General features: G+C 52.1%; 18 protein-coding genes. 4 read left to right on the forward strand and 14 right to left on the reverse strand.

Annotation, left to right across the window (positions count from 1 at the left end; translation table 11 throughout):
- Window positions 1-63: 63 nt before the first annotated feature.
- Both Pla110_RS00210 and Pla110_RS00215 read left to right on the forward strand, forming a co-directional pair.
- Complete coding sequence (locus Pla110_RS00210) at window positions 64-1,032, forward strand: dihydrodipicolinate synthase family protein (RefSeq protein WP_144992008.1); 969 nt, start codon at window positions 64-66, stop codon at window positions 1,030-1,032.
- A 176-nt stretch (window positions 1,033-1,208) separates the two neighbouring features.
- Window positions 1,209-1,574, forward strand: a complete 366-nt coding sequence (locus tag Pla110_RS00215) for a cupin domain-containing protein (protein ID WP_144992010.1) — start codon at window positions 1,209-1,211, stop codon at window positions 1,572-1,574.
- A gap of 149 nt (window positions 1,575-1,723) precedes the next feature.
- Here the strand turns inward: Pla110_RS00215 and Pla110_RS00220 are convergent, their stop codons facing one another.
- The 7 genes from Pla110_RS00220 to Pla110_RS00250 form a co-directional block, all read right to left on the reverse strand.
- Complete coding sequence (locus Pla110_RS00220) at window positions 1,724-2,734, reverse strand: CNNM domain-containing protein (protein WP_144992012.1); 1,011 nt, start codon at window positions 2,732-2,734, stop codon at window positions 1,724-1,726.
- A gap of 39 nt (window positions 2,735-2,773) precedes the next feature.
- A complete protein-coding gene (locus tag Pla110_RS00225) occupies window positions 2,774-4,066 on the reverse strand; it encodes a CNNM domain-containing protein (protein ID WP_144992014.1) in 1,293 nt (430 codons plus the stop codon).
- Between the two features lie 182 nt (window positions 4,067-4,248).
- Complete coding sequence (locus Pla110_RS00230; RefSeq protein WP_144992016.1) at window positions 4,249-5,979, reverse strand: ABC transporter permease subunit; 1,731 nt, start codon at window positions 5,977-5,979, stop codon at window positions 4,249-4,251.
- A 361-nt stretch (window positions 5,980-6,340) separates the two neighbouring features.
- A complete protein-coding gene (gene phnW, locus Pla110_RS00235) occupies window positions 6,341-7,492 on the reverse strand; it encodes a 2-aminoethylphosphonate--pyruvate transaminase (protein ID WP_144992018.1) in 1,152 nt (383 codons plus the stop codon).
- Window positions 7,493-7,539: 47 nt separating this feature from the next.
- Window positions 7,540-8,364 (reverse strand): phosphonoacetaldehyde hydrolase, encoded by an 825-nt coding sequence (gene phnX, locus Pla110_RS00240; protein WP_144992020.1) that lies wholly within the window; start codon window positions 8,362-8,364, stop codon window positions 7,540-7,542.
- 60 nt (window positions 8,365-8,424) lie between these two features.
- Entirely contained in the window at window positions 8,425-9,000 is a 576-nt protein-coding gene (locus Pla110_RS00245; RefSeq protein ID WP_144992022.1) for a phosphonate degradation HD-domain oxygenase, read from the reverse strand.
- A 188-nt stretch (window positions 9,001-9,188) separates the two neighbouring features.
- Window positions 9,189-9,674, reverse strand: coding sequence for a hypothetical protein (locus Pla110_RS00250; RefSeq protein WP_231742785.1), 486 nt, complete (start codon window positions 9,672-9,674; stop codon window positions 9,189-9,191).
- A 578-nt stretch (window positions 9,675-10,252) separates the two neighbouring features.
- Here Pla110_RS00250 and Pla110_RS00255 point away from each other — a divergent pair.
- On the forward strand, window positions 10,253-11,356 hold the full coding sequence (locus tag Pla110_RS00255) for a BON domain-containing protein (RefSeq protein ID WP_144992024.1): 1,104 nt from the start codon (window positions 10,253-10,255) through the stop codon (window positions 11,354-11,356).
- 556 nt (window positions 11,357-11,912) lie between these two features.
- Window positions 11,913-12,518 carry a hypothetical protein gene (locus tag Pla110_RS00260; protein ID WP_144992026.1) on the forward strand — a complete coding sequence of 202 codons (606 nt, stop codon included), beginning with the start codon at window positions 11,913-11,915 and terminating at the stop codon, window positions 12,516-12,518.
- A 177-nt stretch (window positions 12,519-12,695) separates the two neighbouring features.
- On the opposite strand, the gene Pla110_RS00265 is transcribed toward Pla110_RS00260, so the two are convergent.
- The 7 genes from Pla110_RS00265 to Pla110_RS00295 all read right to left on the reverse strand — a co-directional run bounded on the left by Pla110_RS00265 (window position 12,696) and on the right by Pla110_RS00295 (window position 21,387).
- A complete protein-coding gene (locus tag Pla110_RS00265; RefSeq protein WP_144992028.1) occupies window positions 12,696-13,652 on the reverse strand; it encodes an ROK family protein in 957 nt (318 codons plus the stop codon).
- 89 nt (window positions 13,653-13,741) lie between these two features.
- Window positions 13,742-14,701 (reverse strand): endonuclease V, encoded by a 960-nt coding sequence (locus tag Pla110_RS00270; RefSeq protein ID WP_144992030.1) that lies wholly within the window; start codon window positions 14,699-14,701, stop codon window positions 13,742-13,744.
- Window positions 14,702-14,725: 24 nt separating this feature from the next.
- Window positions 14,726-15,247, reverse strand: a complete 522-nt coding sequence (locus tag Pla110_RS00275) for an ExbD/TolR family protein (RefSeq protein ID WP_144992032.1) — start codon at window positions 15,245-15,247, stop codon at window positions 14,726-14,728.
- Window positions 15,248-15,316: 69 nt separating this feature from the next.
- Window positions 15,317-15,787 carry an ExbD/TolR family protein gene (locus Pla110_RS00280; RefSeq protein ID WP_144992033.1) on the reverse strand — a complete coding sequence of 157 codons (471 nt, stop codon included), beginning with the start codon at window positions 15,785-15,787 and terminating at the stop codon, window positions 15,317-15,319.
- Window positions 15,788-15,847: 60 nt separating this feature from the next.
- Window positions 15,848-16,690, reverse strand: a complete 843-nt coding sequence (locus Pla110_RS00285) for a MotA/TolQ/ExbB proton channel family protein (RefSeq protein ID WP_144992035.1) — start codon at window positions 16,688-16,690, stop codon at window positions 15,848-15,850.
- 192 nt (window positions 16,691-16,882) lie between these two features.
- Complete coding sequence (locus tag Pla110_RS00290) at window positions 16,883-17,974, reverse strand: tetratricopeptide repeat protein (protein ID WP_144992037.1); 1,092 nt, start codon at window positions 17,972-17,974, stop codon at window positions 16,883-16,885.
- Complete coding sequence (locus tag Pla110_RS00295) at window positions 17,971-21,387, reverse strand: tetratricopeptide repeat protein (protein ID WP_144992039.1); 3,417 nt, start codon at window positions 21,385-21,387, stop codon at window positions 17,971-17,973. Before Pla110_RS00295 ends, Pla110_RS00290 begins: the two co-directional genes overlap by 4 nt.
- Between the last annotated feature and the right edge of the window lie 280 nt (window positions 21,388-21,667).

Consider the following 21,667-nt stretch of genomic DNA (forward strand, 5'->3'; position numbering starts at 1 on the left):
ATTACGCGCACGCTTTACGACTAGTATCCGATACCTGATTCACAACATTAAAAGATCGATCTTATGAGTACCTCGACTTCTACCTTCGTTGATCCCGTCGCCATGATTAAGCCCCGTCGTAAAATTACCGGGTACTCCGCGATCCTGCTTCCCTTTCTGGAAAGTGGCGAAGTCGACTGGGAAGGTTTTCGAAGTCATCTGATGCGAACCATTGATGCTGGACTGATTCCGGCGGTGAATATGGATACGGGTTACATCAATCTGATCGACGAAGAGACCCGCTTGGCCGTGCTCAAAACGACGCAGGAATTGCTCGCCGGGAAACCGTTCGTCGCCGGAGCATTTGTGAAAGATCAGCCTGGGGCTCGGTTCGATGGGGATACCTATAAACATCGAATGCAGGAAATTCAGGAACATGGTGGCACGTCTGTCATCTTCCAGTCGTTTGGATTAGTCGAACAGGATAACGCTGGGATACTCGATTCCTACCGGGATCTGGCCACCGTTTGCGATCAGTTTTTCGGATTTGAATTAACCACAGAGCTTGCTCCGTTTGGTGCCGTGTACGACCTGGAGACTTATGGCGGCTTAATGGAGATCCCGCAGTGCGTGGGTGCGAAACATTCCTCCTTTCACAGGCAACCGGAATGGGACCGTCTGTTGTTGCGAGATAAGAAACGTCCCGACTTCACCGTCTTTACTGGTAACGACTTTGCGATTGATATGGTGATATACGGTAGCGACTATCTGCTTGGTCTGAGTACCTTCGCCCCGGATCTGTTTGCGAAACGAGATCGCATGTGGGAAACGGGCGATCCCGCGTTCTATGAATTAAACGATCAACTGCAATACCTGGGTTACTTCACCTTCCGGGCACCTTCGGCAGGATATAAACATTCCGCTGCACAATTCCACAAGCTGCGCGGTTGGCTGGGCTGCAATGATACCCATCCTCAGAACGCTCCCCGACCCGATTCGGATATCGAAGTCTTACGCGAGTTGGGTCAACGTATGGGCATTGTCGATCGCTAATCGCAACTCGATAAACTTTGGAGCAAACGGAAATTTGCTGACGGCTTCCTTTTGCAAATTGCTCTCGGATCCTGAACAGTGCTGATCTACACTACATTCTCTCATGAAACCGAGTAAGGACATTACTTGGTTTTTTTACATCAGGACTGTAGCCACCGTGATAAAGGAGAAACGATATGCCTCAAGTCATCAGTGCCCCCATGACCATCGAATCGGCGGGAAACAAACCGAAGCAGATTGAAGAATATATCGGCCGTGTAAATACAGAGACAAAAGAGGTGTCTGTCGCGCGGATGATTTCTCCAGAGGGATGGGAAGAGCCGGGTCAACGCCCGGAATTTCAAGAGATGACGCTCGTCCTCAAAGGGATGTTAAACGTCGAGACGGAATCGGGTGACCTTATCATTCGTGCGGGGCAGGCGATCATCGTGGAAAAGGGAGAATGGGTCCGCTACAGCAGTCCGGAAGCAGGAGGAGCGGATTATGTGGCGATTTGCCTTCCCGCCTTTACTCCCGAGACGGTTCATCGGGATGATGAATAACGGCTCGGTGAATCGTCTCTCCCTGTTTACTAAAACTTGGACAGGATCTAGAGCGCATTCCAGATAACCGTAGAGTGTTCTGGCGGCGTAGCCTGCTGTTTTAAGGACTTTTCGGGACCGATAGCCGCCACACTTATCCTGGACAGGATCTAATAGGTTGAGACGAGCGGTTTGGCGGTTTGGCTGGGTCGATACAGTTGAGCCGTCATACCCCGTTGGTTGATCGAACCCACGATGCGCCCTTCTTCTACGACCAAACCATAGTCGGTCCCAGTTTCTCGCAATTGCAACAAGGCCTGTAGCTTTGTCATTTTGATGTCGATCTGAGGTAGGGGCTGCAAAACTTCTTTCAGCTTTTCCGGTTCCAGCAGGACATCGACGACACGGACATAGGCATACCACTCCCGTGGTTTACCTGCACGATGTAACAGAACATGCGTCAGGCCAAATTTCCGGGAATACTCCAGGACTTCCGCTTTGGTTGAATTGTCGGGCAGGCCGAGAAAACGATCGAGTGGAGTCATGGAGGCGGTCACTGGTCGATCAGCGATTTGCATCAAACCGCTGATCAAATTGCTTTGAACTTCGGACAGAATCCCTTCCTGCCGACCACGGCTCAGTACTTGCACTAGCCGTGTACGCCCCAGGAATAAATCGAGAGTTCGATTCTCTGCGCCCGAGAATCGTTCGATCATCTTCGTAAAACCGATCAACGGGAGACTGATCAACCAGAAGGCATAATAGAACCCCTGAAATAGTTTTGCATTCTTTCGAAGCAGTGCCAGCGGAGATCGATAGTACAGGTTCTTGGGGACCAGTTCCCCGAAGATGAAGATGATCGGAGAAAAAACGAGGGTCGCAATGACTTCAACCCAGTCACCGTGCGACGTGGGGATGTAACTTGTTCCATGACCAATCGCAAAAGTGGTGAGGTAGTTGGCAATGTTGTTGCCAATCAAAGTTGTCGCGACGAAATGGCTGGGATGATTGGAAAACCAGAGGAGACGCTGGGCAGTCTTGTCTCCTGACTGCGCATCGAGGCTTAACCGCAGGAAGCTGGCACGATAAAACCCCGTCTCGCTCCCGCTGAAGAATGCGGAAAGCCGCAGACCGATCAACAGGAGGATCAGGGAGATGACAACATGTAAGATTAGCGACATAGTTTTCTGTTTATGAATCGGGGAATGGACATGCCTGTTTTAAAAATCTGTATCTTCCGCCGGTGCGGGTTTGCGACTGACGAGAAGACGGTACTGGCCCACTTTGGAGACGTTGACCACCTTAAAATCAAATCCCTGCCAAGTGACATGGTCACCCAGTTGGGGCAGACGATCGAGTTGTTCGGACAACATGCCTGCGACGGTTAGCTGGCCATCATTGTTGTTCTGGAAATCGATTTCGAAGCGGGCACTGAAATGCCGCAAGGTGGTTAGCCCTTCGACATGATACTTACCCGGCCCAATTTCGAGAATCGGATCGCGTCGTAACAGACGCTTGGTGCGGGAAGGTTGCGGCATGAGAATGGTATCCAGGAGGTCTTCCTGAGTGATGACCCCAATCGTTTCACCATATTCATTCACAACGGCGGCGACCATGGTGTAACTTTGCCGAAGCATCGTTAAAGCGGTAGCGAGGTCGGCACACCAGGGAACATACACCAACTCATCCAGCGTGAAGTCTTTGGTTTTTCCATTCAAGTTTGTGAAGTTCTGTAGAGAAAAAACCTGATTCGCGTCCTCTCGGCGATCTTCATCCTGAACCAGAATAAAGTCACCCGCGAGTGCGATCTCTTTCATTCTTTCAATCTGCAGCGGGCCGGTGGTCGTCTCGTAGGTTCCCCGTGGTCGCATGATTTCTTCGACTTTGATTTCGGAAAGGTCCAGAATGTTGTGCAGGACCTGCTGTTCGATCTTGATGATCTCTTCGGAAAGTTGAAAGGCATCAACCGCTCGTTCAAGGTCTTCTGGGCGTAGTACCGGTTCCCGTTCGATGGTGGGCCAGAAAGTCCGCCGTACCAGTCGCGTGACCCACGATAACGACGGAATGATCGGATCGAGCACGCGGACGGCGGCGGCGAGAGGCCAGCTGACCGTGGTGGCGACTTTGCGTCGAGCAAAGACAGCGATACTCTTGGGCATCACTTCACCAAAGAGAATCAGACCAAAGAGACTGAGTAATCCAAAAGCGCCGGCGGCGATATTCAAATTCTCGGAGGTCAACCGCTGAGTAATGACGATGCTCACGGCAAAGTACAGCAGGTTGATGACCAGATTCCAGAATAAAATGGCGGTCAACAGGCGGTCGGGATTACTGAGTAGAATCGCTACGAGACGTTCCCGCGGTTTTCCGACTCGCAGCGTGCGGATTTCGTCGTGCGAGAGGTAGAAGAAGGAAGTTTCCGAACCGGAGAAGAAGCCCGAGGCAAGCGTTAGGAAGATCATCGCGATCAAGCCGGAGAGCCAAAGGTCGGCAGACTCGATAAATTCAGTCATCGAGTGATCAAATCCCTCCTGAGAACATGGGGTAAATCCGGAATGAGGATAACGCGTCGAACGATTGTACTTCGAGCACTTCTACTGTGGGCACTTCTGTAATAACGCTAACTAATTCAATCCGGATTCGCAACGTGAATGAGGACATCGCAAATCGAAAATGAAAGCCGGGTGGCGTTCGCTTACGTTTTGTCGTGAGAAGAACGTCCCAGGGCGACGTCGAACTCGCTGATGGCGGGAATTACCATGGCTACCGTCGCGAAACCGTAAGCACCTACAATCGCCAGGCAGACGCCCAAGGTCCCGGAGAGCAGGAACTCGGTGATTGCATAAAAAGTGAGGAAGGGAAGAACCCCCGCGGCCATCGTCAGCGCGATCGAGGGGTTTTTGTTCGTTAATGTAGTTCCTAATCCAATACCACCCGCCAGAATGAAGACGAGGAAACTCGGAATCTGCAGCATGAAGGAACCACGGGCTTCGACGAGCAGGATCATGAAGATGAAAATACCGATGAACAGGAAGAACATCGTCCCCAGGCTGGTCGCGATGGAGACCCGGGTTCGGTCGTAGCTGAACCCGGAATGCAGACCGAGCATAGCCGAAAAGAGGACCAGAACGAGGAATCCGAGCGAAGTAAACAGAACCTGCTCAAAATCTAAACCTCGCAGGTAATAATGATAACCGAGCAAAGCGACCGGCAGGATGATCAGTTCTTTGGTGTTGTAAAAGATTCCTCCCAGCTTACCGAAGATAAACTCACGCGGACTGACGTCGGTAACGAGAAGTAACTCCAATGTGAGTCCATCTCGTTCATTGGTCAGAGCGGTGACCGCTTGAGCATTAATCAAGATCAGGCTGAGCAGCGCCAGGCCAACAAATGCGAGGCCAGGCAGTGAGATCAGTCCCATGATGAGGGATTGCTGCTGAGGATGATAAGCGGCCCCGTAAAAGATATATCCGACGAACGCGGCGATCAGCACATAGACTATTTTGATGAAGACAATTTTCCGTCCATAGGCTCGGGTACAAATCTCCCGCCAGATGATCGGGTTGTCCCACACAGCACGATGTTGGGTTCGACCGGGAATGATTTCATCAGCTTTGTTCTTTGCGGCTAGATAAACAAACCGACTGGGGTTCCATTGCCGCAACTTATACGACGTGATCACATTCAGAACGACGCCCAGGCCAACCAGGGCGAGGATCGGTTGCATCGCGACCAGACGACTTTCGCCCGGGGCATTAAACGGATCAAGAATCTGGAACAGTGCCCGGAAGGGATCGAATAGTGCCAGATACTTTCCGGCTGTGGAATTCATTCCTACAAACACAGTCGCGATTTCCAAAAGGGCGATAAACATGACCGCTCCCATGACCGAGATCGCCAATGTTTGGAATGTCTTTTCTCGCCAGTAGGCAATCAATGTCGACCAGCTTCCCGCCGCAAAAGCGGAAGCGAGGCAGAGCAACAGGACCCAGAGAATCTGATCGGTGGTGACGCCCCCCAGTTGCTGGATCAAAAAGAACACGGGAGCCGATGCTCCAATGAGGACAGTGACAATGAGCAGGCTGGAACAGAGTTTTCCCAAAACCAGCTCCCGACTTTTCATGTCAGTCATGAGCAGCATGAGTAGCGTGCGACCATCTTTCTCCTGCGAGACGTTGCTGGCGCAGAATAACAGCGCGAAGAAAATGACGAGGCAGAGCTGGACCGTCGCGAGAATCTGGAACACCAATGTTCCAAATCGCGAGATTTCACCGATGTTCCGGACTTCCTGCCAACCGAACGTCGTCTGGCTGGCGGTGTACAGCAGCAGAAAGAGCGCCGCGACATAGCCGGTACGAATGAGAAAATGTTTCACTGACCGAGGGGCCACACGGGCCTCCCGGGCAAAAATCGGTCCCGCGAACACGGTAGACTCCTGCAGGAGAGCGGACTATCAGATCTGGAACGGGCGGAACCACCGGGGTTTACCCTTCCCTATTACGATCCGAAGCCGGGAATTGTTTAGGATAGTTTGAATATGCGAGGTGAAAATAGAAGACAGGTCGAGACTCCACGAAAGGGAGGGGCACCTCGATTGTATGTGAATGAGCCGAGTATAAATGTGCGTTAGGGCGAATCCAAGGGGCGACCTGCCCTCTGGCTCTGGTTTTCAGGCTTCTCCGCGCTGGTCGCGACTCATTCGCCCCAATTTTCCACAAAACAGTGCACTCTGTACACCTTCTCCAGGCGATGATGGATGCCCACCGCTGTCTGAAAGATTTCTCAGATTATTCGGGAGGCGAAAGCGTCACGCCCATTTCTTCAAGAGTCTTCCGGATGGTTTTGACCAGCAGGTGGATATCGTCGACGAAGACATGCCCAATGTTCCCTATTCGAAAGGTATCGGACTGGCTTACTTTTCCCGGGTAGAGCACAAATCGCTTCGACTTCATGCGGTCGTAGAAATCCTGAAAATGAAATCGGTCGCTATCGGGGTAAATGATCGAAGTGATGATGACCGAATGGCAGTCGTCAGAGAGCAGCATCTTCAATCCTAGTTTGCGAAGTCCCGTCACCAATGTTTGTTGATTTTCAGTATAGCGGGCGTGCCGCGCGGGTATTCCCCCTTCCGCCGCCAGTTCCTTGAGTGCCTGCAGGAAGGCGAGGACTACATGCGTTGGCGATGTATAACGCCACTTGCCCTGGTTCTTTTCCATCTCCTGCCATTGATCGTGTAAATCAAAAGAGAGAGACCGGGCCCAGCCTTGGGTCGCTTCGAGATGTTTTCGGTTGGCGATGATAAAGCCGAAACCGGGGACACCTTCAATGCACTTGTTCGCGGAAGAAATCAGGTAATCGGCGGAAAGTGATTCCATACTCATTGGGTATCCCCCAAATGAAGACATGGCATCCACGATATAAATTTTGCCCGCCTGTTTGACAATGCGTCCCACCTCGGCCGCCGGGTTCAACATGCCGGTCGTCGTTTCGCAATGGACCATGGCGACATGCGTGATGTCCGGGTCCGCATTCAATTTGTCCTGTAGTTCACCCAAGTCGGGGGGAGAGACTTCGGGTTGAATGTACTCGACGAGAGGGATGTTCAAGCGGCGGGTAATCTCGGCGACTCGTGCACCATATTTGCCATTGCTGATGACGAGCAGTTTCCCATCGGGCGGAATGACAGATCCGATGGTGGCTTCCACCGAAAAGGTTCCACTTCCCTGCATCAGGACGGTGGTGTAATCCTCAGGTTGTCCTGTCTCATCGGCACCCGATTCAACCGTCGCCAGTCGGACGAGCCGTTGTCGAATTTCATTCACCTGCGCGTTGTAGTCGACATCCCAGGTGGAGTAGTCGTGCAACATCGCCTCACGCACCGTTCGGCTAGTGCTCAGAGGGCCGGGAGTCAGCAGGAGATAAGGAATTTCTGGATCCATTATGCCGTATCCTTAAAGGAGTACTTCACGGGAGAACAACAGACGAGTTAAGGACGTTCACCAGCGGCCAGTTTCTGATTAATTTTTTCGATCAACTTCGGCAATTCTTTGATGGTGTGAATAACATCATGAGCTCCCGCAGCACGGAGTTTATCGGTCGCCAGTTTTCGGCGTTCGTTTTGTTTTTCTGTTGGAAGAGCCGTCCACTCTTCCAGGGTGAGGCCCACCTCGCTTCCAGAGTCCGCAAATCCAACCGACCATGTGCCCGCGTTTAAGCCTGCGGAAATGTCGGGAACGGTGTCTCCGACTTTCAGCACATGACTGGGGGGATAGACGCCAAGGGCCTGCATGTTTTCGAAGATCATCCAGGGAGCAGGACGACCGGCGGGAACTTCGTCGGCGCAGAGAACATGGTCGGGCTGATATCCTTGCTCGCGGGCTGCTTTCAGTACGGGTTCCATGACTGCTCGCGGATAACCCGTGCTGGAACCGATTTTGATTCCTTTGTCTCTCAAGTATTGTTGTGTCTCAAGTACGCCCGGGATCAGGTCGGTGAACCTTGCCGCTTCTTTGACTTGGCGAGGAGTGAACCTCTTGTAGAGGTCTTCGACATCGGCTTCGGTCCAGTCTTGTCCGGTTGCTTCCTGCCAACGCTGGCCGATCCCGTCATTCTGCAAGAGCGTCCGGATGTGATCCTGTTTGTGAAGTCCCATTGGACCGCGGGCCTCGGCAGGTGATATCGTGACTCCTTTGTCGGCGAAGGCGGCGATGAATGTAGCCACCGGGGCGAAACAGCCAAAGTCCACTGTAGTGCCAGCCCAGTCAAAGATGACCATCTTGAGGCCGGATGGTTCCGTTGAAGTGTTCGTCATGGGATTTACCTGTCTGGACGGTGGAGAGTGTATCTGTAGAGAGTAAGTAAACGATTTGCTTCAGCAAGGACGGAGACTCTCTTCCAAATATGTTTGGAAGTGAGTCAGCGTAGGTGTGACGTGGTTGGGGATCTTTGCGGCTTCGTCCCAAAGTCGTAACCTTAGCGCATCGCGTGCCTGCGGGTGTTTGTCGAACTGGGTGACTTCGTCTGAAGTGAACGGTCCCCCTTGTAATTGCAGACTTAATCGCGATGCGTCGGAGAGGGTTGCATGGTATTCGGAATCGACCGCGCAGCGATATCGTTTTGCGGCGACATGCAATCGGATGGGTTCCGTTACCTCAGGACCGAAATAAGTCTCCAGCCATTCGGCACCTAGAGATTCATGTTCGGAATCAATTCCCTGTTCTGCACAGTCTTCGGGAAGCGTGGTGAGAAGATGACCAACATCGTGCAAGAGGGCGGCAGTAATTAACGGGGAAGAGGCTCCTTCCGCTTCGGCGAAGCTGGCCGCTTGTAATGCGTGTTCGGTCTGGCTGACAGGTTCGCCGGCGTACAGAGAATCTCCCCGTTGATCAAAAAGGCCCACCAGGTACTTGATGACCTGATCACGCGGAATCTGATGCACCTCAGACATGAAGGGAAAGGTCCTGCAGAGGGAAGAGCGGTACAGTAAAGGGACGAATAAGTTTCTATTCATACCGTAAAAAAACCGCCTGCTCCGGGTAAAGAGCAGGCGGCTTTTGAATTTCTGTTCCGACAGAGAAACCTGAGAATGAAGACTTTGCTTCCAGTTACTCAGATTTCGATGAGGTTTCGTCAAGCTCAGTCGTCGGAGCTATCATCGTCGTCATCGGAATCCGCGTCGTCGCCTTCGCCGTCTTCCAGTTCGAGATCCTCGTCGTCAGAGCTGTCGTCGTCGGAGTTGGCTTCGTCTGTTTCGGGGGTTACGTCTTGGACGTCATCCTCTTCGGGAGCCGTTTCGGTTTCTGCCGCTGCAGGAGTTTCGTCGCCGATCGGTTCTTTGATCGGTTGGATGAAGAACAACTTTTTGGTGCTGCGGGCACGCAGAGCTTCCAGTTTTTCTTCAGCCGCTTCGCGCTGATCGTAAGGGAAGCGAGCTTCCTCTTTCAGGCTACCACTGAAGACACCCCAGACCAAGCGACGACGCACAGCGGCTTTGGCCGATTTGCGTGTGGCTTTCTTGCGTGTGGCTTTTTTCTTCTTGGCTTTTTTCTTGGTGACTCCCTGGGCTTCAGCGGCTTCTGCTTCCCGCCTCAGGTCCATTCGACTGGCAGTTTTTCGCGCCATGTTCTGTCTCTATTACTTTATATGCTGAGCTGAATGAATGACTGAAAGAACGTGCGTACACACAGACTGACTTCGATCAGGAAGGGGATACCATAACAATTTCACATTAGATCGACCAGTATTAACGAATCCCTATTTCCCTTAACGCCACGGGAAAACGGCAGTGAAACCATTGTTTTTAAAGGAGGAATGCCATTTTGGGACCGGGTCGCCTCAAGTAATACTTAAAAAGCGAAAGAACACCGATATCAATCGGAAGTCCTTATTTTCAAAAGGCTTATGGTGATTTTAGTAGGCGTGGGACGTGCTTAATCGCTTAAAAAGAAGGATGAAAAACCAGAAGTTCTTATCTAACCGGTACGTTGCGTCCGATCATTACTATCAGGAAATCAGTCAATTCCGTGCGCCGCTCATCTTATCGGAACGTCGAAACTGGCTGCTCAGCACTCTAACCTGCTCAACTGGACGAGTCTGGGAAAAATTTTGTCTACAAGTAACCAAATATTACCAGCAGCCGCTGGGGGAGTCGCCAAAGTCCTCGACTCCTTAAGGGAACATCTGGTGGAGGAGAGCTCTTAATGGGCATTTATCGCAAGTGGGTTTTAACCCTGGGGATGATGGCGGCAGTCCCGTCCGTGGCTACCGCGGGTGACTTTGGCTTCCTGAACAATCAGTCTGCTGATCAGCAGGCCGTTTCACCGCGTAACAACCAGCAGGTCGCCGAGGAAATCGGTCAGGCTCTGCGGGGCGCCAAACTGAATGGATTCAATATTGAAATCCAATATCAGGACGGTGTAGCCACACTGAAAGGCAAAATTCAGAGTGCTAAACAAAAACAGACCGCATCGAAAATTCTGCAAAAAATCGATGGTGTTGAACGAGTCGACAACCAACTGGAAGTAATCCAGTCGGCTGCACAGACTCAGAAGCCAGCCTTCAGGGCCAATGGTGGTCAGATACAGCAAACTGCTGCAACCGAAGCTGATCCGATTGCTTCAAATCAGAAAATGGCTCAGAAGATTGCTAATGAGCTGGGCAAAAGTGGCTTGAATGGATACGACATTGAAGTTCGTTTCCAGGATGGTCGTGCTCAACTGGGTGGGTTCGTTGGAAGCCCTCAGGAAGCTCGTCAGGCTCACATTGTCGCCTCGAACGTCGATGGAGTTCATCAGGTCGCCAACGGCCTGAGAATCAAAGGCGAAGGTCAACCTATTGCACAAGCGGGAATGCCCGGTGGAATGCAACCTGGAATGGGTCCTATGGGACCAATGGGGCCTGGTATGGCTCCCGGAATGCCGGGTGGAATGCCTGGGATGCCCGGAATGCAAGCGGGCGGACCACAAATCAATCCTGCCAGCTTCCAGGGTTCTCCTCAGATGATGCCCATCGCACCATCTCAGGGACAGATGCCACCTTCGGGTGCAGGTGCTGTCTACGGTTCACCGAACCTGCCACAACACGCCTGGCCGGCACAGGCAGCGTATCCAAACTACGCCGCGATTCAGTATCCGAAAGAATACTCTGCGAGTGCCTTCCCTTACATCGGACCTTTCTACCCTTATCCACAAGTTCCACTGGGATGGCGTGAAGTCAGCCTGGAATGGGATGACGGATATTGGAAGCTCGACTTCGATTCGAAAACCGACCGCTGGTACTGGTTCCTGAATCCTAAAAACTGGTAGGCTACTCGCCGTCCAGTAGAGCAAACAAGTGACACGAAAACGCCTTCCGAACAGTTTTGTTCAGGAGGCGTTTTTTTAATCACGACTTGGCCTCAGACGTTCGCTTTCCGACCCCACCCAGCTGCCAGAGGTGGAGACGAGTAACGATGACTGACTGCGATGAAGGACAGGCTTTCCCATCTCGATCATGGACCGATTTGTATCTGAAAACGAATGCCCCTTAGGGGATCGCTTCTTACTTACAACAGTTCGACGGAAACGGATTGAAGCAGTATTGATGCTGCTAGTAAGCGGGATTGGTGGGGCCGCAAGATGACTTGTGGCCATTCCAGTTAAAAGAACCGAAATAATCCACAAAAAGGTCAGAATCGTGAAAGATGACGCACTTTAACGTTCGATAACAATTGTAGCTGCTGGCGATTGGATCCTTTGGGGTCCTCCAACAGAGTCAGCTCAGAAGTATTCAGATAAGTGATTGACCTGGATGTTTACAATCCAGAATGGCCTAACGGCAAAATTTAGAAAAACTGATTGATCGCACCCGGAGGGGAAAAGAATGGCCATGTTTTCAGGAATCATACGAAAAAGCATTCTTGTTATGTTTCTTTCGTTGATTGTTAGTTCAAGTAGCGGCTGCACCTTAACTTGGGGTGGTCTGCAATTGACTCACGCATACATGTTGTTTTGGGAGACATTGCCTCCCTTCCCAGTAAGTGCTTACTGGTCGCAGCAAGTCGAAGACGCCTACTACGAGGAAGAGCGATACGGTAAGGTCGAAATTCTCGACCCGATCGATGGAGAGAATGCTCCCTTGTATTGTCTCGATCCTCCGACGCCGGATGAAGTCATTCGTGCTATCCCCAACTCTCCAGAAGGAGGCTTTGCTTTCTTCTCGGACACACAATGGAACAACGTCCGCATGACGATGGACCTGATTGTGGATAAAGTCGAAGACTGTAAGTTCTATCCACTTGCCGGACCTGCCCGGATGCACAAGTGCCACTACAAATGCACGGTCTACTACACCAAAATCGAACGATCCAACTACCCGATCCCTTTCGAGAACATCGACTATGATTCTCGAGAAGTGGTCTACATCGACCATGACCACCTGATCCGCTGTGCCGGACCAGACGCAGCAGAACTATCGCTGACACCGTAGTCAGTCTGACCGACTGATATTCGAAACGCGATCAATCGAATCAGTTTAAAAACGATCCACGGGATAATCCTGTGGATCGTTTTTTTCGTTTGGTAATAGAACGAATTGTTTGCATCGAGGCGCAGTCTCGTTCTTCAACTCAACTGGGCGGAACATGATTCAATTATTGAGCGTTGGCTATTGAGCGTTGGCCGCCAGAGCGATGGCACCATAAACGACGACGTCCTCTCCCAGAGCAGCGGGAACAATTTCGTATTGGTTACGAAGTTGCGGAAAGACGTATTGGTTGGCGTAACGGCGGACAGGGTCAAGGAAGAGTTCGACTCCCATGAGTGAAACGCCACCGCCGATAACGACGACCTCAGGGGCGATTAAAGAAACCACCTGAGCGACGGCCCAACCGAGTGCTTTAGTGGCGCGGTCGAGTGCTTCCAGAGCGAGAGGATTTCCTTCGCCAGCGGCGGCGGCAATCGTTTTGCCGGTGATCTGGCTGGGATCATTACCGGCCCGAAGCAATATTTCTGCACGTGCTTCTCCCATATCATCGAGAATGTTGCCATTCTCAAGTTGTCCGCGCAGCCAGGTTTCGATTCCTCGTCCACTTGCCATCGATTCTACTGTCTGATGAGCATCGGTGGCTTCCAGTCCCGGGCGTAAATGTCCAATCTCGGCAATGGCCGGACGATCTGCACCGACGAGTTGCCGGTTCAGGACGAGTCCGCCACCGACTCCTGTTCCAGAAGTGATATAAAACAGATGTTGTTTCGACTGCCCTGCTCCGAAACAGCATTCGGCAAGAGCAGCGGAATCGCAATCATTCCGCACGACAGCGGGAACGCCCAATGTTTCCTGAGTCCATTCAGCCAGCGGAAATTGTTCCCAGCCTTCGACTTGATGACTGATGCGGACGATACCAGCGACACCGTCGATGGGTCCGCCGAAGCCATACCCGACCCGTTTGATATGATGTTTCTCGACGAGTGTTTTTCCCGCTTGTTGAATTTGGTTCAGAATTCCCTGGGCGCCCTGACTGGCATCGATGTCGAGCCGGACGAAGTCAATGAATTCGGCCCGTTCGCCCGTGCCGACTCCCAGTTGCAGTTTCGTTCCACCAATTTCAATTCCGAGATACATAATGCTGACTTGTTCATAAGAGTGTGAAGAAAACGAGAAAGGTTGATGGCCCGACTTAGAGAACCTGAAAGCCGTGAAGAGAAAGCAAACTACTGACGACTTAGTCTGTCGGCCAGAAAAATGGGTTCGGGAAGTCGATGCTTTTTCTGTTTTCCGGCCCGGTGTGTCCAGTCGACCGCTTCTGCTAATGTGAGTCGATGTCCGACCGAAACGTAATACGGTTTTTGGCTGCGACGCGATGTAATCGCCATGCCGATGGTCTCGTTCTGGAAGAGGACAGGCCTTTCGGTCTCGTCTCCTTTGGGAACAGAACCACATAACAGCGATTTGCCAATCCCGATCGTTGGCTTGTTGATCTCCACACCGAGGCAGCTCGCAATGCCCGCCTTACGGGGATGAAGTTGTCCATTACCGTCGACGAAGATCAGGTCGGGTTCGATATTCTGCCGGACAAGTTCTTCCCATATCGAGAGTAACAGTGGCAATTCCCGAAACGCAAGATACCCGGAAATGTAGGGAAAGGAAATGGACGAGCGTTGAATCAGTTCATGCTCCACTTTGAGTGTCCTGGCATTCAGAATCACGCAGGCCGCCTGTCCAATTCCCTTTTTCGGATAGGCGAGGTCGACTCCGGCAATGAGTTTGATTGGCCCCGTTAACGGACTTGTTTTGACTGCCCGGCAGATCGATTCCTGGTATTCATGAAGTTCGGTCAGCGGGCTATTGAACAGGTCTCCATCGGGTTGCCAGCCTGATTGTTTCAAGTCGACATGGTCTCCTTTGAAGATAACCCCTTCTGCGCGAAGACGAGTTTCTTTTTCTCGTGTCTCGCCGCTGACATACAGGCCAAGTTCTCCAGTCTGCCGCACCAATCGGTGACAGGGGCACTCGTTGGTATGATCGTGGCGACGGGCGTATTCGCCGATGTAGCGTGCGGCGGTGATGTTTCCCATCAGGCGGGCGACTTGACCGTACGTCATGACCTTGCCCATGGGGATCTGCCGGAGCAGATGTCGAATCCAAACGGCCAGGTCAGGGAGTTCTACCATGGTATCAGGTCAGACGAAACTGGATCAGAGTTGGGGGGCTGCGCCTGCGGGTCTTTTGGGCGGGGTGAATTTGATTTTCTCGACATATCGAACCGGCTGGTTTGTGACGGGATCGATGGCACCGGTACAGGCGGAGACGGCCCGAATGGTGTAGGAGTAATCTAGGTTGTAATCGGCATCGATCTCGACTTCTGTGTCGGCCGCATTGGCTCCACCTGCCTGGTCTCCTCCGACCGTCTGCAGGATGACTTGATTCAACCGTTTGAAGACATCGTCGCCGCTCCCCAGATTTCGCTCGCCGAATTGAATGGAGTTGAGTGAGCCATCTTCGTTGGCGATCAACCGGACTTTAATTGCAGGGAGGGCGATTTCAGAGCTTTGCCTGGGCGGTTGGTTGATCGGCATGTTGATCTGAAACTCCCCTTCCGGCTCAACAATTTTGAGCGTTAGCAGGAAGAAGATCAGCAGCTGAAAGACAATGTCGATCATCGGCGCCATTTGAGGCCCCTGCTTCAGCGATTCCTGTTGAGAAGTTCGGATACGCATGTGATCGTGTCTTGTGTGGGAACAGTAGGAACAAGAAAAAAGTGTGATTACAATCGTCGGGCCGAAAAATTAATTCTGATCGCCCTGTGTTGCTTTTAATGTGTACTTCTGGAAACCGGCGTCTTGCGCCATCCGAATGACTTCTTGAATCTGGCCGGTTTCAATTTCACCATCGGCTCGGATTTCGATCGTCACGTCGCCCGCTTCCCGCTTGAGTCCGCGGAGGACACGGGCTTCTTTTTGTAATAACGGTCCGAACTCCAGAAGTGGTGTTTGTTCGCCCAGATAAAAGACGAGTGGTTCGGAGGTGATGACCCCTTCAAGATTTCGAATGTATCCGATGTTCAAGACGATGTTGTCTTCTGCGACATCCTCTCGGGGGCGGGCGAGTTGATCGCGAGGGAGTTTGACGCGTTCGTCGACCTGATTCTGTTCAAAGTTGTTGATCACCATGAAGAAGGCAATCAACTGAAAAACGATGTCGATCATGGGCGTCATGTCGACTTCACGAACAGAGTTTTTTGTCGATTTGATCCGCATTAAATTGATCCACGATAATTCGTCGGAGGAGTGAATTCAGACGGAGACAGGAGCACCCTGTTATCCTTTGGGGTTCGCGGTGCCGGCTTTGCCCATGCTGGAGAAGCGATTCATAAATCCTTCGCTCAGCATGCCCACTTCAAGCACATACCGTTGCAGGTTATTGTGAATCAGGCTGTAGGCGATCATGGCTGGAATCGCGACTCCCAGCCCTTCCAGCGTCGTGAAGAGAGCGGTCGAAATCCCATCGGCAATTTCATACGGTTTGGGTTGTGTCGTCAGGCTGGCGATCACGCGGAAGGAATTAATCATCCCGTAGACGGTTCCCATCAGTCCAATCATCGGAGCAATCTGTCCGATCAGGGCGAGGTAGCTCAGTTTATGTTCCAGTCCCATGGCTTCATCTTCGCCCGCTTCCTGCATGGCGGAAACCGATTCGTTGTACCCTTTGTTGATGCGGCTCAAGCCGGCGGCTAGAACTCGGCCCAGAAACGAATCGTCTTCACGGGCGAGTGCGTAGGCGTCCTGATATTTTTTGGCGTTCAGTAGTTCTTCAAACTCTTCGATGAAGTCGGGAGGCATCAGGACGGATCGCCGTACTTGCAGTGCGTTCATGGTAATGACGGCCACCATGACGAAAGAGAGCAGCAGTAACAACAGCCCGAACAAACCGGAAGAACGGACCATCCAACTGAGGTAACTTTCCTGGGGACGGGTTTCATTGGCGGTATCGGCAGCGGCGGCGTTCGCAACTGGTGGTGCGGAAACGTTTGCTCCGGCGTCGCCATCATCAGCCGGTTGGGCATACGCGGAAAGTGGCAACAGCAGGACGGCAGCGCAGAGCATTGTCCAGCAGAACCCGATCCAGCTGGGACGGGAGGAATGCTTCACTGATGGAATCATGAATGACTCTCCAACGGAGTTTTGACTCCCAGTATTTTATCAGTACCTACAGGATGTTGGCGAAATGGGGTAAACGGCGAGAGAAAATTCGACCGTTACCTGCTGACAAAAGAGATGGGATCGTTATGAAAAGAGGAGTTGGTGTTCGTTGTAACCTAAAAATAGTTGAGATGCGAGGGACGCCAGATAATCTCAGTTCTTATTCAATTCCGCCGTCCAGCGGCTGTCGGGGTAATCATTATTGAGCTGACCGATTGTGGTGGCGGCTCGGTCAGGTTGCCCTAACGCCGCCCAGAGTTTGGTTAGATGATATAACGCTTCGGCATGTTCAGGAGCCGATTGAGGATACAGAATGTCGACATGTAATAAGGAAACGACCGCCTCTTCATTACGACCGAGTTGCTGGAATAATTTTCCCTGTGTGAGATAAATACGTGCCTGTGTTCCCGGCGCACTGTCGGGAGAGTTTTCAATCAATTGTTCGATCATCGGGAGTGCTTCTACAGTTTTATTCTGCGCAACCAAGGTAGCGGCTTTTCCTAATATTGCTTCTGCGCGAGCCAGTTCATCGGCCTTTCCGACTGAGGGAATCGCCAATGCCTTTTCAAATGTGGCCAGTGCCGTGTCGATCTCCCCCGCCGCCAGTTGTTGATGCCCCTGGGCAGTGAATCCGAGAATCTGGTAATCGTTCCATGGGGTTTTTTGCAATTCGACAAAGTAATCAAGCGCCTCTGGTTTACCCTGTTGATGTGCCAGTTTCCCCAGGATCATCAGTCCCGGATAATAAACATACGAGTTCTTATGTTGATCCAGAAATGTTTTGAACTCGGTGATCAATTGATCGGAGGTCTGGTTATTGGGCAAAGTGGCGCCCGACATCGCCATGTTCGCCTTCAGATGGAGGAGATGATATTCGATGTCGGTCTTGATCATGGGCAGTCCAGCATCAAGATCGGCCAGCGCTTCTTCATACGCTTCAAAAGCGCGGGGAAAGTAACCCTTCTCTTCAAGGCTACGACCGGCAGAAAAACGGGCCGGTTCATCATCCCATTTAATTTCTTCAATTTGATTCGGAGTCACTTTAACCACGCCGTCCCGTTTGGTTTCGATCGTGATCACCTCGTTGGTCATCTCTTTGATCTTTCCCAGAATCGGTTTGTCGCCTCCGCTCCGTGTAATCCGATCCTGCGCGGAAACGTTGAGACATGACAAAACGATCAGCGAGAATGCCCACGTAAACCGAGGGGCGTTCAACGAACGAATTACAGGAGTGATGTGTTTCATGGCTCTGTTCGATTTCGACGTTGTTTGGGTCGAGAAGTTGTAGACGTCCGCGAAGATGTGGTGCGGTCGGCACGAGGTCGAGATGCTTTGGGGCTTGAAGATCCGTTCGACAAAGTAGGTGTTTCCTGAGAGCTCGCTTTGTAGTCTCTCCGTTTTCTCTTACGGGAACCTTTGCGCGTCCCGAAGAACAGGATAACGAGAAAGAGCAATGCCCCAAGGCCGACGACAATGCCAATCAGCAACTCGGGAGAAAATGAACTTTTCTTCTCTGTTTGCTCAAGAGAGGTTGATGCACGGTCGCCAGGGACAATATTACCCGACGCGGCATTCTCCATACCGGGGGCGTCGGCCAGTTGCAATCTTTCGGCGATTGATTCAGCCGTTTTCTGTTGGGCGGAGCGAACCTGGGAATACTGATCGTTGAATTGATGGTACCACTCATCCGGAATGGAACCGCTGATACTGAAGAAGGTGACAATTTCCTGTTCAGCGGACGCGAGCAATTTCTGCTTTTCAGCGGGTTCATTGGATAACTCTGCCAGTCGCTGGCGGCAGAGAACGGAGTTCAATCGAGATTCGTAATATTGTTCCTGAAGATCCTCTGTAAGGTTTCCGGTGGTTTTCATTTGCTGTAACCGGCGTCCGATATTATTCCAACCCCAGTAGAGATCCGTTCCCTGAATCGCCTGACTGAGAGCCTCTTTCGCACCCGCCTCCGGGCTCATTCCCTTGGCCTGCAATAAGCTGGCGGCTTCGTACTGAGCCACCAGCGAATTCGGGTTCGCCTGTACGACTTCCTGCAAGGAAGCCAGTGCGGCATCGAACTGCTGCAGATCTCCTAAGGCCGAAGCCAGGCGAAGATCAATGCCCGTTTTTTGTTCGTCGGTGATGAAGTCAGGATTTTCTTCGTCTCGTTGCAGGATGGTTTGATAAGCCGACCGCGCCCGTTCGAAATAGTCGACCGCTTCCGTTGAACTGGTGTCATCCAAACTGCTCGCCAGACTGTTGTAGGTTTCGGCGACCCAGAACAGCGACGAAAACGATTGGCCTTCCTGCCGTTCATATAATCCTTCGAGGAACTGTTTGAAATTCTGACGCATCTCTGCCGTTTGCTGTTGTTCGCCTGCCGCTTCCAGTTCGTTGAGTTCTCGTTCCAGTTCTTTACCCAGCTGGACGTAGATTCCCATCGTCGACGACTTGGCGTTTTGCTGGCTCAGTTCTTCGACGCGTTGCATCGTCTGCAAGGCCTGATCGATATCTCGTGTACCGACATATGCTTTAAGTAACAGACGATAGACTGATGCAGAAAAGGTGCTCGACAGCGGAAGATTGCTTTCGCCCGTGAGAACGTCTTCTATCGCACCGGTGACGGGGGCCGGTTCCGCGGTAAGCAGTTCGATGGTTCGCGCGTCTTGGTTCTGGCGGGAATAGATTTCGGCGAGCGTTGCTTTTCCGGTGATCATTTCCAGGGGAGGTGACGACGAGAACTTTTCCAGTAGTTGAACTCCTTCCTGTAGAGCGGCTTCGGCGGCGGTCAATTGTTCCTGTTCTTCCTCTGAGGGGGGGGGGCCAGCATTTCCTTTACGAGATTGAAGAAAGGCCTGCCACATAGACTGTCCGGCGAGGACTCGATTGTGAGGGGCGCGATTACTGTCGGGCGGTGTGCGGGAATACCAGTCAGCCGCTTGTTGGAACTGTTTCTGGCCGGTCAGAGCTTGCCCCATTAGTTGGCAGCAGTTGGCCGCCATATCGCTATTGGGCCAGACGGACAACGCGTACTGGGCCGCTTGTTCCATCATGCGAATGTTGGCGGCGCGTCCCTGCTCGGTTGAGTTGTTAAGTGCTTGCGCGAAACTGGCCGTGGAAAGGAGGGCCGCTCGCTGCGCCATTTCGGAATCAATCGCGGCGAACTGATGGGCGACATACTCGGCACGGACTGCGGCAGAGTAACTGCTTTCGTTCAGGTAATCGATGTAAGCCCGATAGTAGAATAACTGGGCAAGCTGTTTGGGTTTCGCCTGATTGTCACGCAGGTCGTCCGCGACTTGTAGAGCGGTATCAGTTCTTGCCAGATGGTCTTCGTAGATCTGTTTGGTTTCCGTTTGCTTTTCTGAATCACCACCTGCTGCTTCGTCTCGATCCGCTTTGATATCCTGCAGCTGATTCATCAACTGCTGCGCCCGATCAAGAGCCGAAGCGAAGTCTTCGGGTGCGTTTTCTTCTCCTCGAATCTGCTGGCTCAGCCTGCGTGCCAGTTGCATCGCGAGGCCTTTGTGTCGTCCGGGAAAACGCTGGACTTCTTCGGCATCGTTCAGGGCCTGACGGAAATTGTTACGTCGAGAACTGCCTTCCGGTTGGGTGAGTGCCAGTTTTTCGTAAGCGACCGCCCGTTGCCACAGGATACCGAGGCCCGCTGCGGAATAACGTCGCTTACGGGCATTGCTGATCCAATAGTTGGCTTCCTGGATGACTTGCTCGTACCCGGCTTGATCGGAATGATTCAAACAGATCAGGCGAAATTCTTCGGCGAGATCTTGAAGTCGCTCTACCGCCGAAGAGGATTGGGGTTGCGATAGTATTTGAGTGTAAATGCCGAGTGCTTTGGTTAGTTCGTTCAACTCTTCGTAACATTTACCCTGCCAGAGTCGCGCGTAGTGGCCGCCGGTTTGATTTCGGTACTCGAAGTGCAACAATTCGAATTCATCAATCGCCCGGGTGAGCCGTTCGCGAAACTCGGCAGAACCTTCGGGATAGGATTGCGCTTCTTCGTAAGTACACTTCGCCAATTCAAGTCGACTGTTGATGATACTCTGTTCGAGTTGTTTCTTTTCCCGGTACTCTGTTTCATTATCATCCGGATCGACATGTGGCGGAAACTTCGCGTACTCGGCGGTCAGTTGAGGCAGTGCCTTTCGGAAAATCTCTCGGGCCAGTTCGATTTCTCTTCGCGTTTTTTGACGAAGCTCCCGCTGTTCCTGAGCGTCGTCGGTGGAGTCTGCTTCCCATAACGCAACGCGGGCGTTGTTTAAATGGACTTTAGCCAGCTCTCGGTTCGCGGAACCAATCTGAGGATGATCGGGATGCTCTTTGACAAAGGCGGCAAGGGCTTCGGCGGCTTCGTTCAGTCGTTGTTGTCGGCTGTCGGGGTTGCGAATCTGGCTGGCTGATTCCAGAAGTAGTGCAGCCTGTTCATACTGCAAACGCGCGGCCAGTTTGGGATCGAGATTGGGGCGTTGCTGTTCTTGTTCCAGATAGAACAAGGCGGTGTCGTAGTATTCCCGTTCGCGCAAGCCGTCCAGAAAGCGGAGGGTCTGCTCCTGTGCCATCAACGAAGGCTCGCACAGCAGGCTAGCGCACAGCAGGCCAGCGAATGCAATCAGACCGGGCAAAATACGAACAAGTTGACGATTCATATGCACGCAACGAATCTTCCCGAGCGGGAGAGGTTATCAGAAGAGGTACAGGACAGAAGAGAATGGCCCGGACGAAATGAATTCGGTGGTTCGATTATAAGAGAGTGAAGTGCAATAATGAATAGGCGAAAGGGGAATCGACGCCAGAAAGGATTCAACCCATTATTAAGCCGTTCGACTTTACCGCAGGTGACCGGGTAAAATGAGAGGCCCCGTTAACTTGTGTATTGAACGGTTTGAGCTTGATTTCAGGAGAAAGTGACTCCATGAAAACATGGGC

Origin of the sequence: Polystyrenella longa, from assembly GCF_007750395.1 — a bacterium.
Lineage (GTDB): Bacteria > Planctomycetota > Planctomycetia > Planctomycetales > Planctomycetaceae > Polystyrenella > Polystyrenella longa.

Excerpts from the sequence above, each read along its gene's own strand:
- Pla110_RS00210 (WP_144992008.1), top strand. The coding sequence starts at position 64 with ATGAGTACCTCGACTTCTACCTTCGTTGATCCCGTCGCCATGATTAAG.
- Pla110_RS00215 (WP_144992010.1), top strand. The coding sequence starts at position 1,209 with ATGCCTCAAGTCATCAGTGCCCCCATGACCATCGAATCGGCGGGAAAC.
- Pla110_RS00220 (WP_144992012.1), bottom strand. The coding sequence starts at position 2,734 with ATGTCGCTAATCTTACATGTTGTCATCTCCCTGATCCTCCTGTTGATC.
- Pla110_RS00225 (WP_144992014.1), bottom strand. The coding sequence starts at position 4,066 with ATGACTGAATTTATCGAGTCTGCCGACCTTTGGCTCTCCGGCTTGATC.
- phnW (WP_144992018.1), bottom strand. The coding sequence starts at position 7,492 with ATGGATCCAGAAATTCCTTATCTCCTGCTGACTCCCGGCCCTCTGAGC.
- phnX (WP_144992020.1), bottom strand. The coding sequence starts at position 8,364 with ATGACGAACACTTCAACGGAACCATCCGGCCTCAAGATGGTCATCTTT.
- Pla110_RS00245 (WP_144992022.1), bottom strand. The coding sequence starts at position 9,000 with ATGTCTGAGGTGCATCAGATTCCGCGTGATCAGGTCATCAAGTACCTG.
- Pla110_RS00250 (WP_231742785.1), bottom strand. The coding sequence starts at position 9,674 with ATGGCGCGAAAAACTGCCAGTCGAATGGACCTGAGGCGGGAAGCAGAA.
- Pla110_RS00255 (WP_144992024.1), top strand. The coding sequence starts at position 10,253 with ATGGGCATTTATCGCAAGTGGGTTTTAACCCTGGGGATGATGGCGGCA.
- Pla110_RS00260 (WP_144992026.1), top strand. The coding sequence starts at position 11,913 with ATGGCCATGTTTTCAGGAATCATACGAAAAAGCATTCTTGTTATGTTT.
- Pla110_RS00265 (WP_144992028.1), bottom strand. The coding sequence starts at position 13,652 with ATGTATCTCGGAATTGAAATTGGTGGAACGAAACTGCAACTGGGAGTC.
- Pla110_RS00270 (WP_144992030.1), bottom strand. The coding sequence starts at position 14,701 with ATGGTAGAACTCCCTGACCTGGCCGTTTGGATTCGACATCTGCTCCGG.
- Pla110_RS00275 (WP_144992032.1), bottom strand. The coding sequence starts at position 15,247 with ATGCGTATCCGAACTTCTCAACAGGAATCGCTGAAGCAGGGGCCTCAA.
- Pla110_RS00280 (WP_144992033.1), bottom strand. The coding sequence starts at position 15,787 with ATGCGGATCAAATCGACAAAAAACTCTGTTCGTGAAGTCGACATGACG.
- Pla110_RS00285 (WP_144992035.1), bottom strand. The coding sequence starts at position 16,690 with ATGATTCCATCAGTGAAGCATTCCTCCCGTCCCAGCTGGATCGGGTTC.
- Pla110_RS00290 (WP_144992037.1), bottom strand. The coding sequence starts at position 17,974 with ATGAAACACATCACTCCTGTAATTCGTTCGTTGAACGCCCCTCGGTTT.
- Pla110_RS00295 (WP_144992039.1), bottom strand. The coding sequence starts at position 21,387 with ATGAATCGTCAACTTGTTCGTATTTTGCCCGGTCTGATTGCATTCGCT.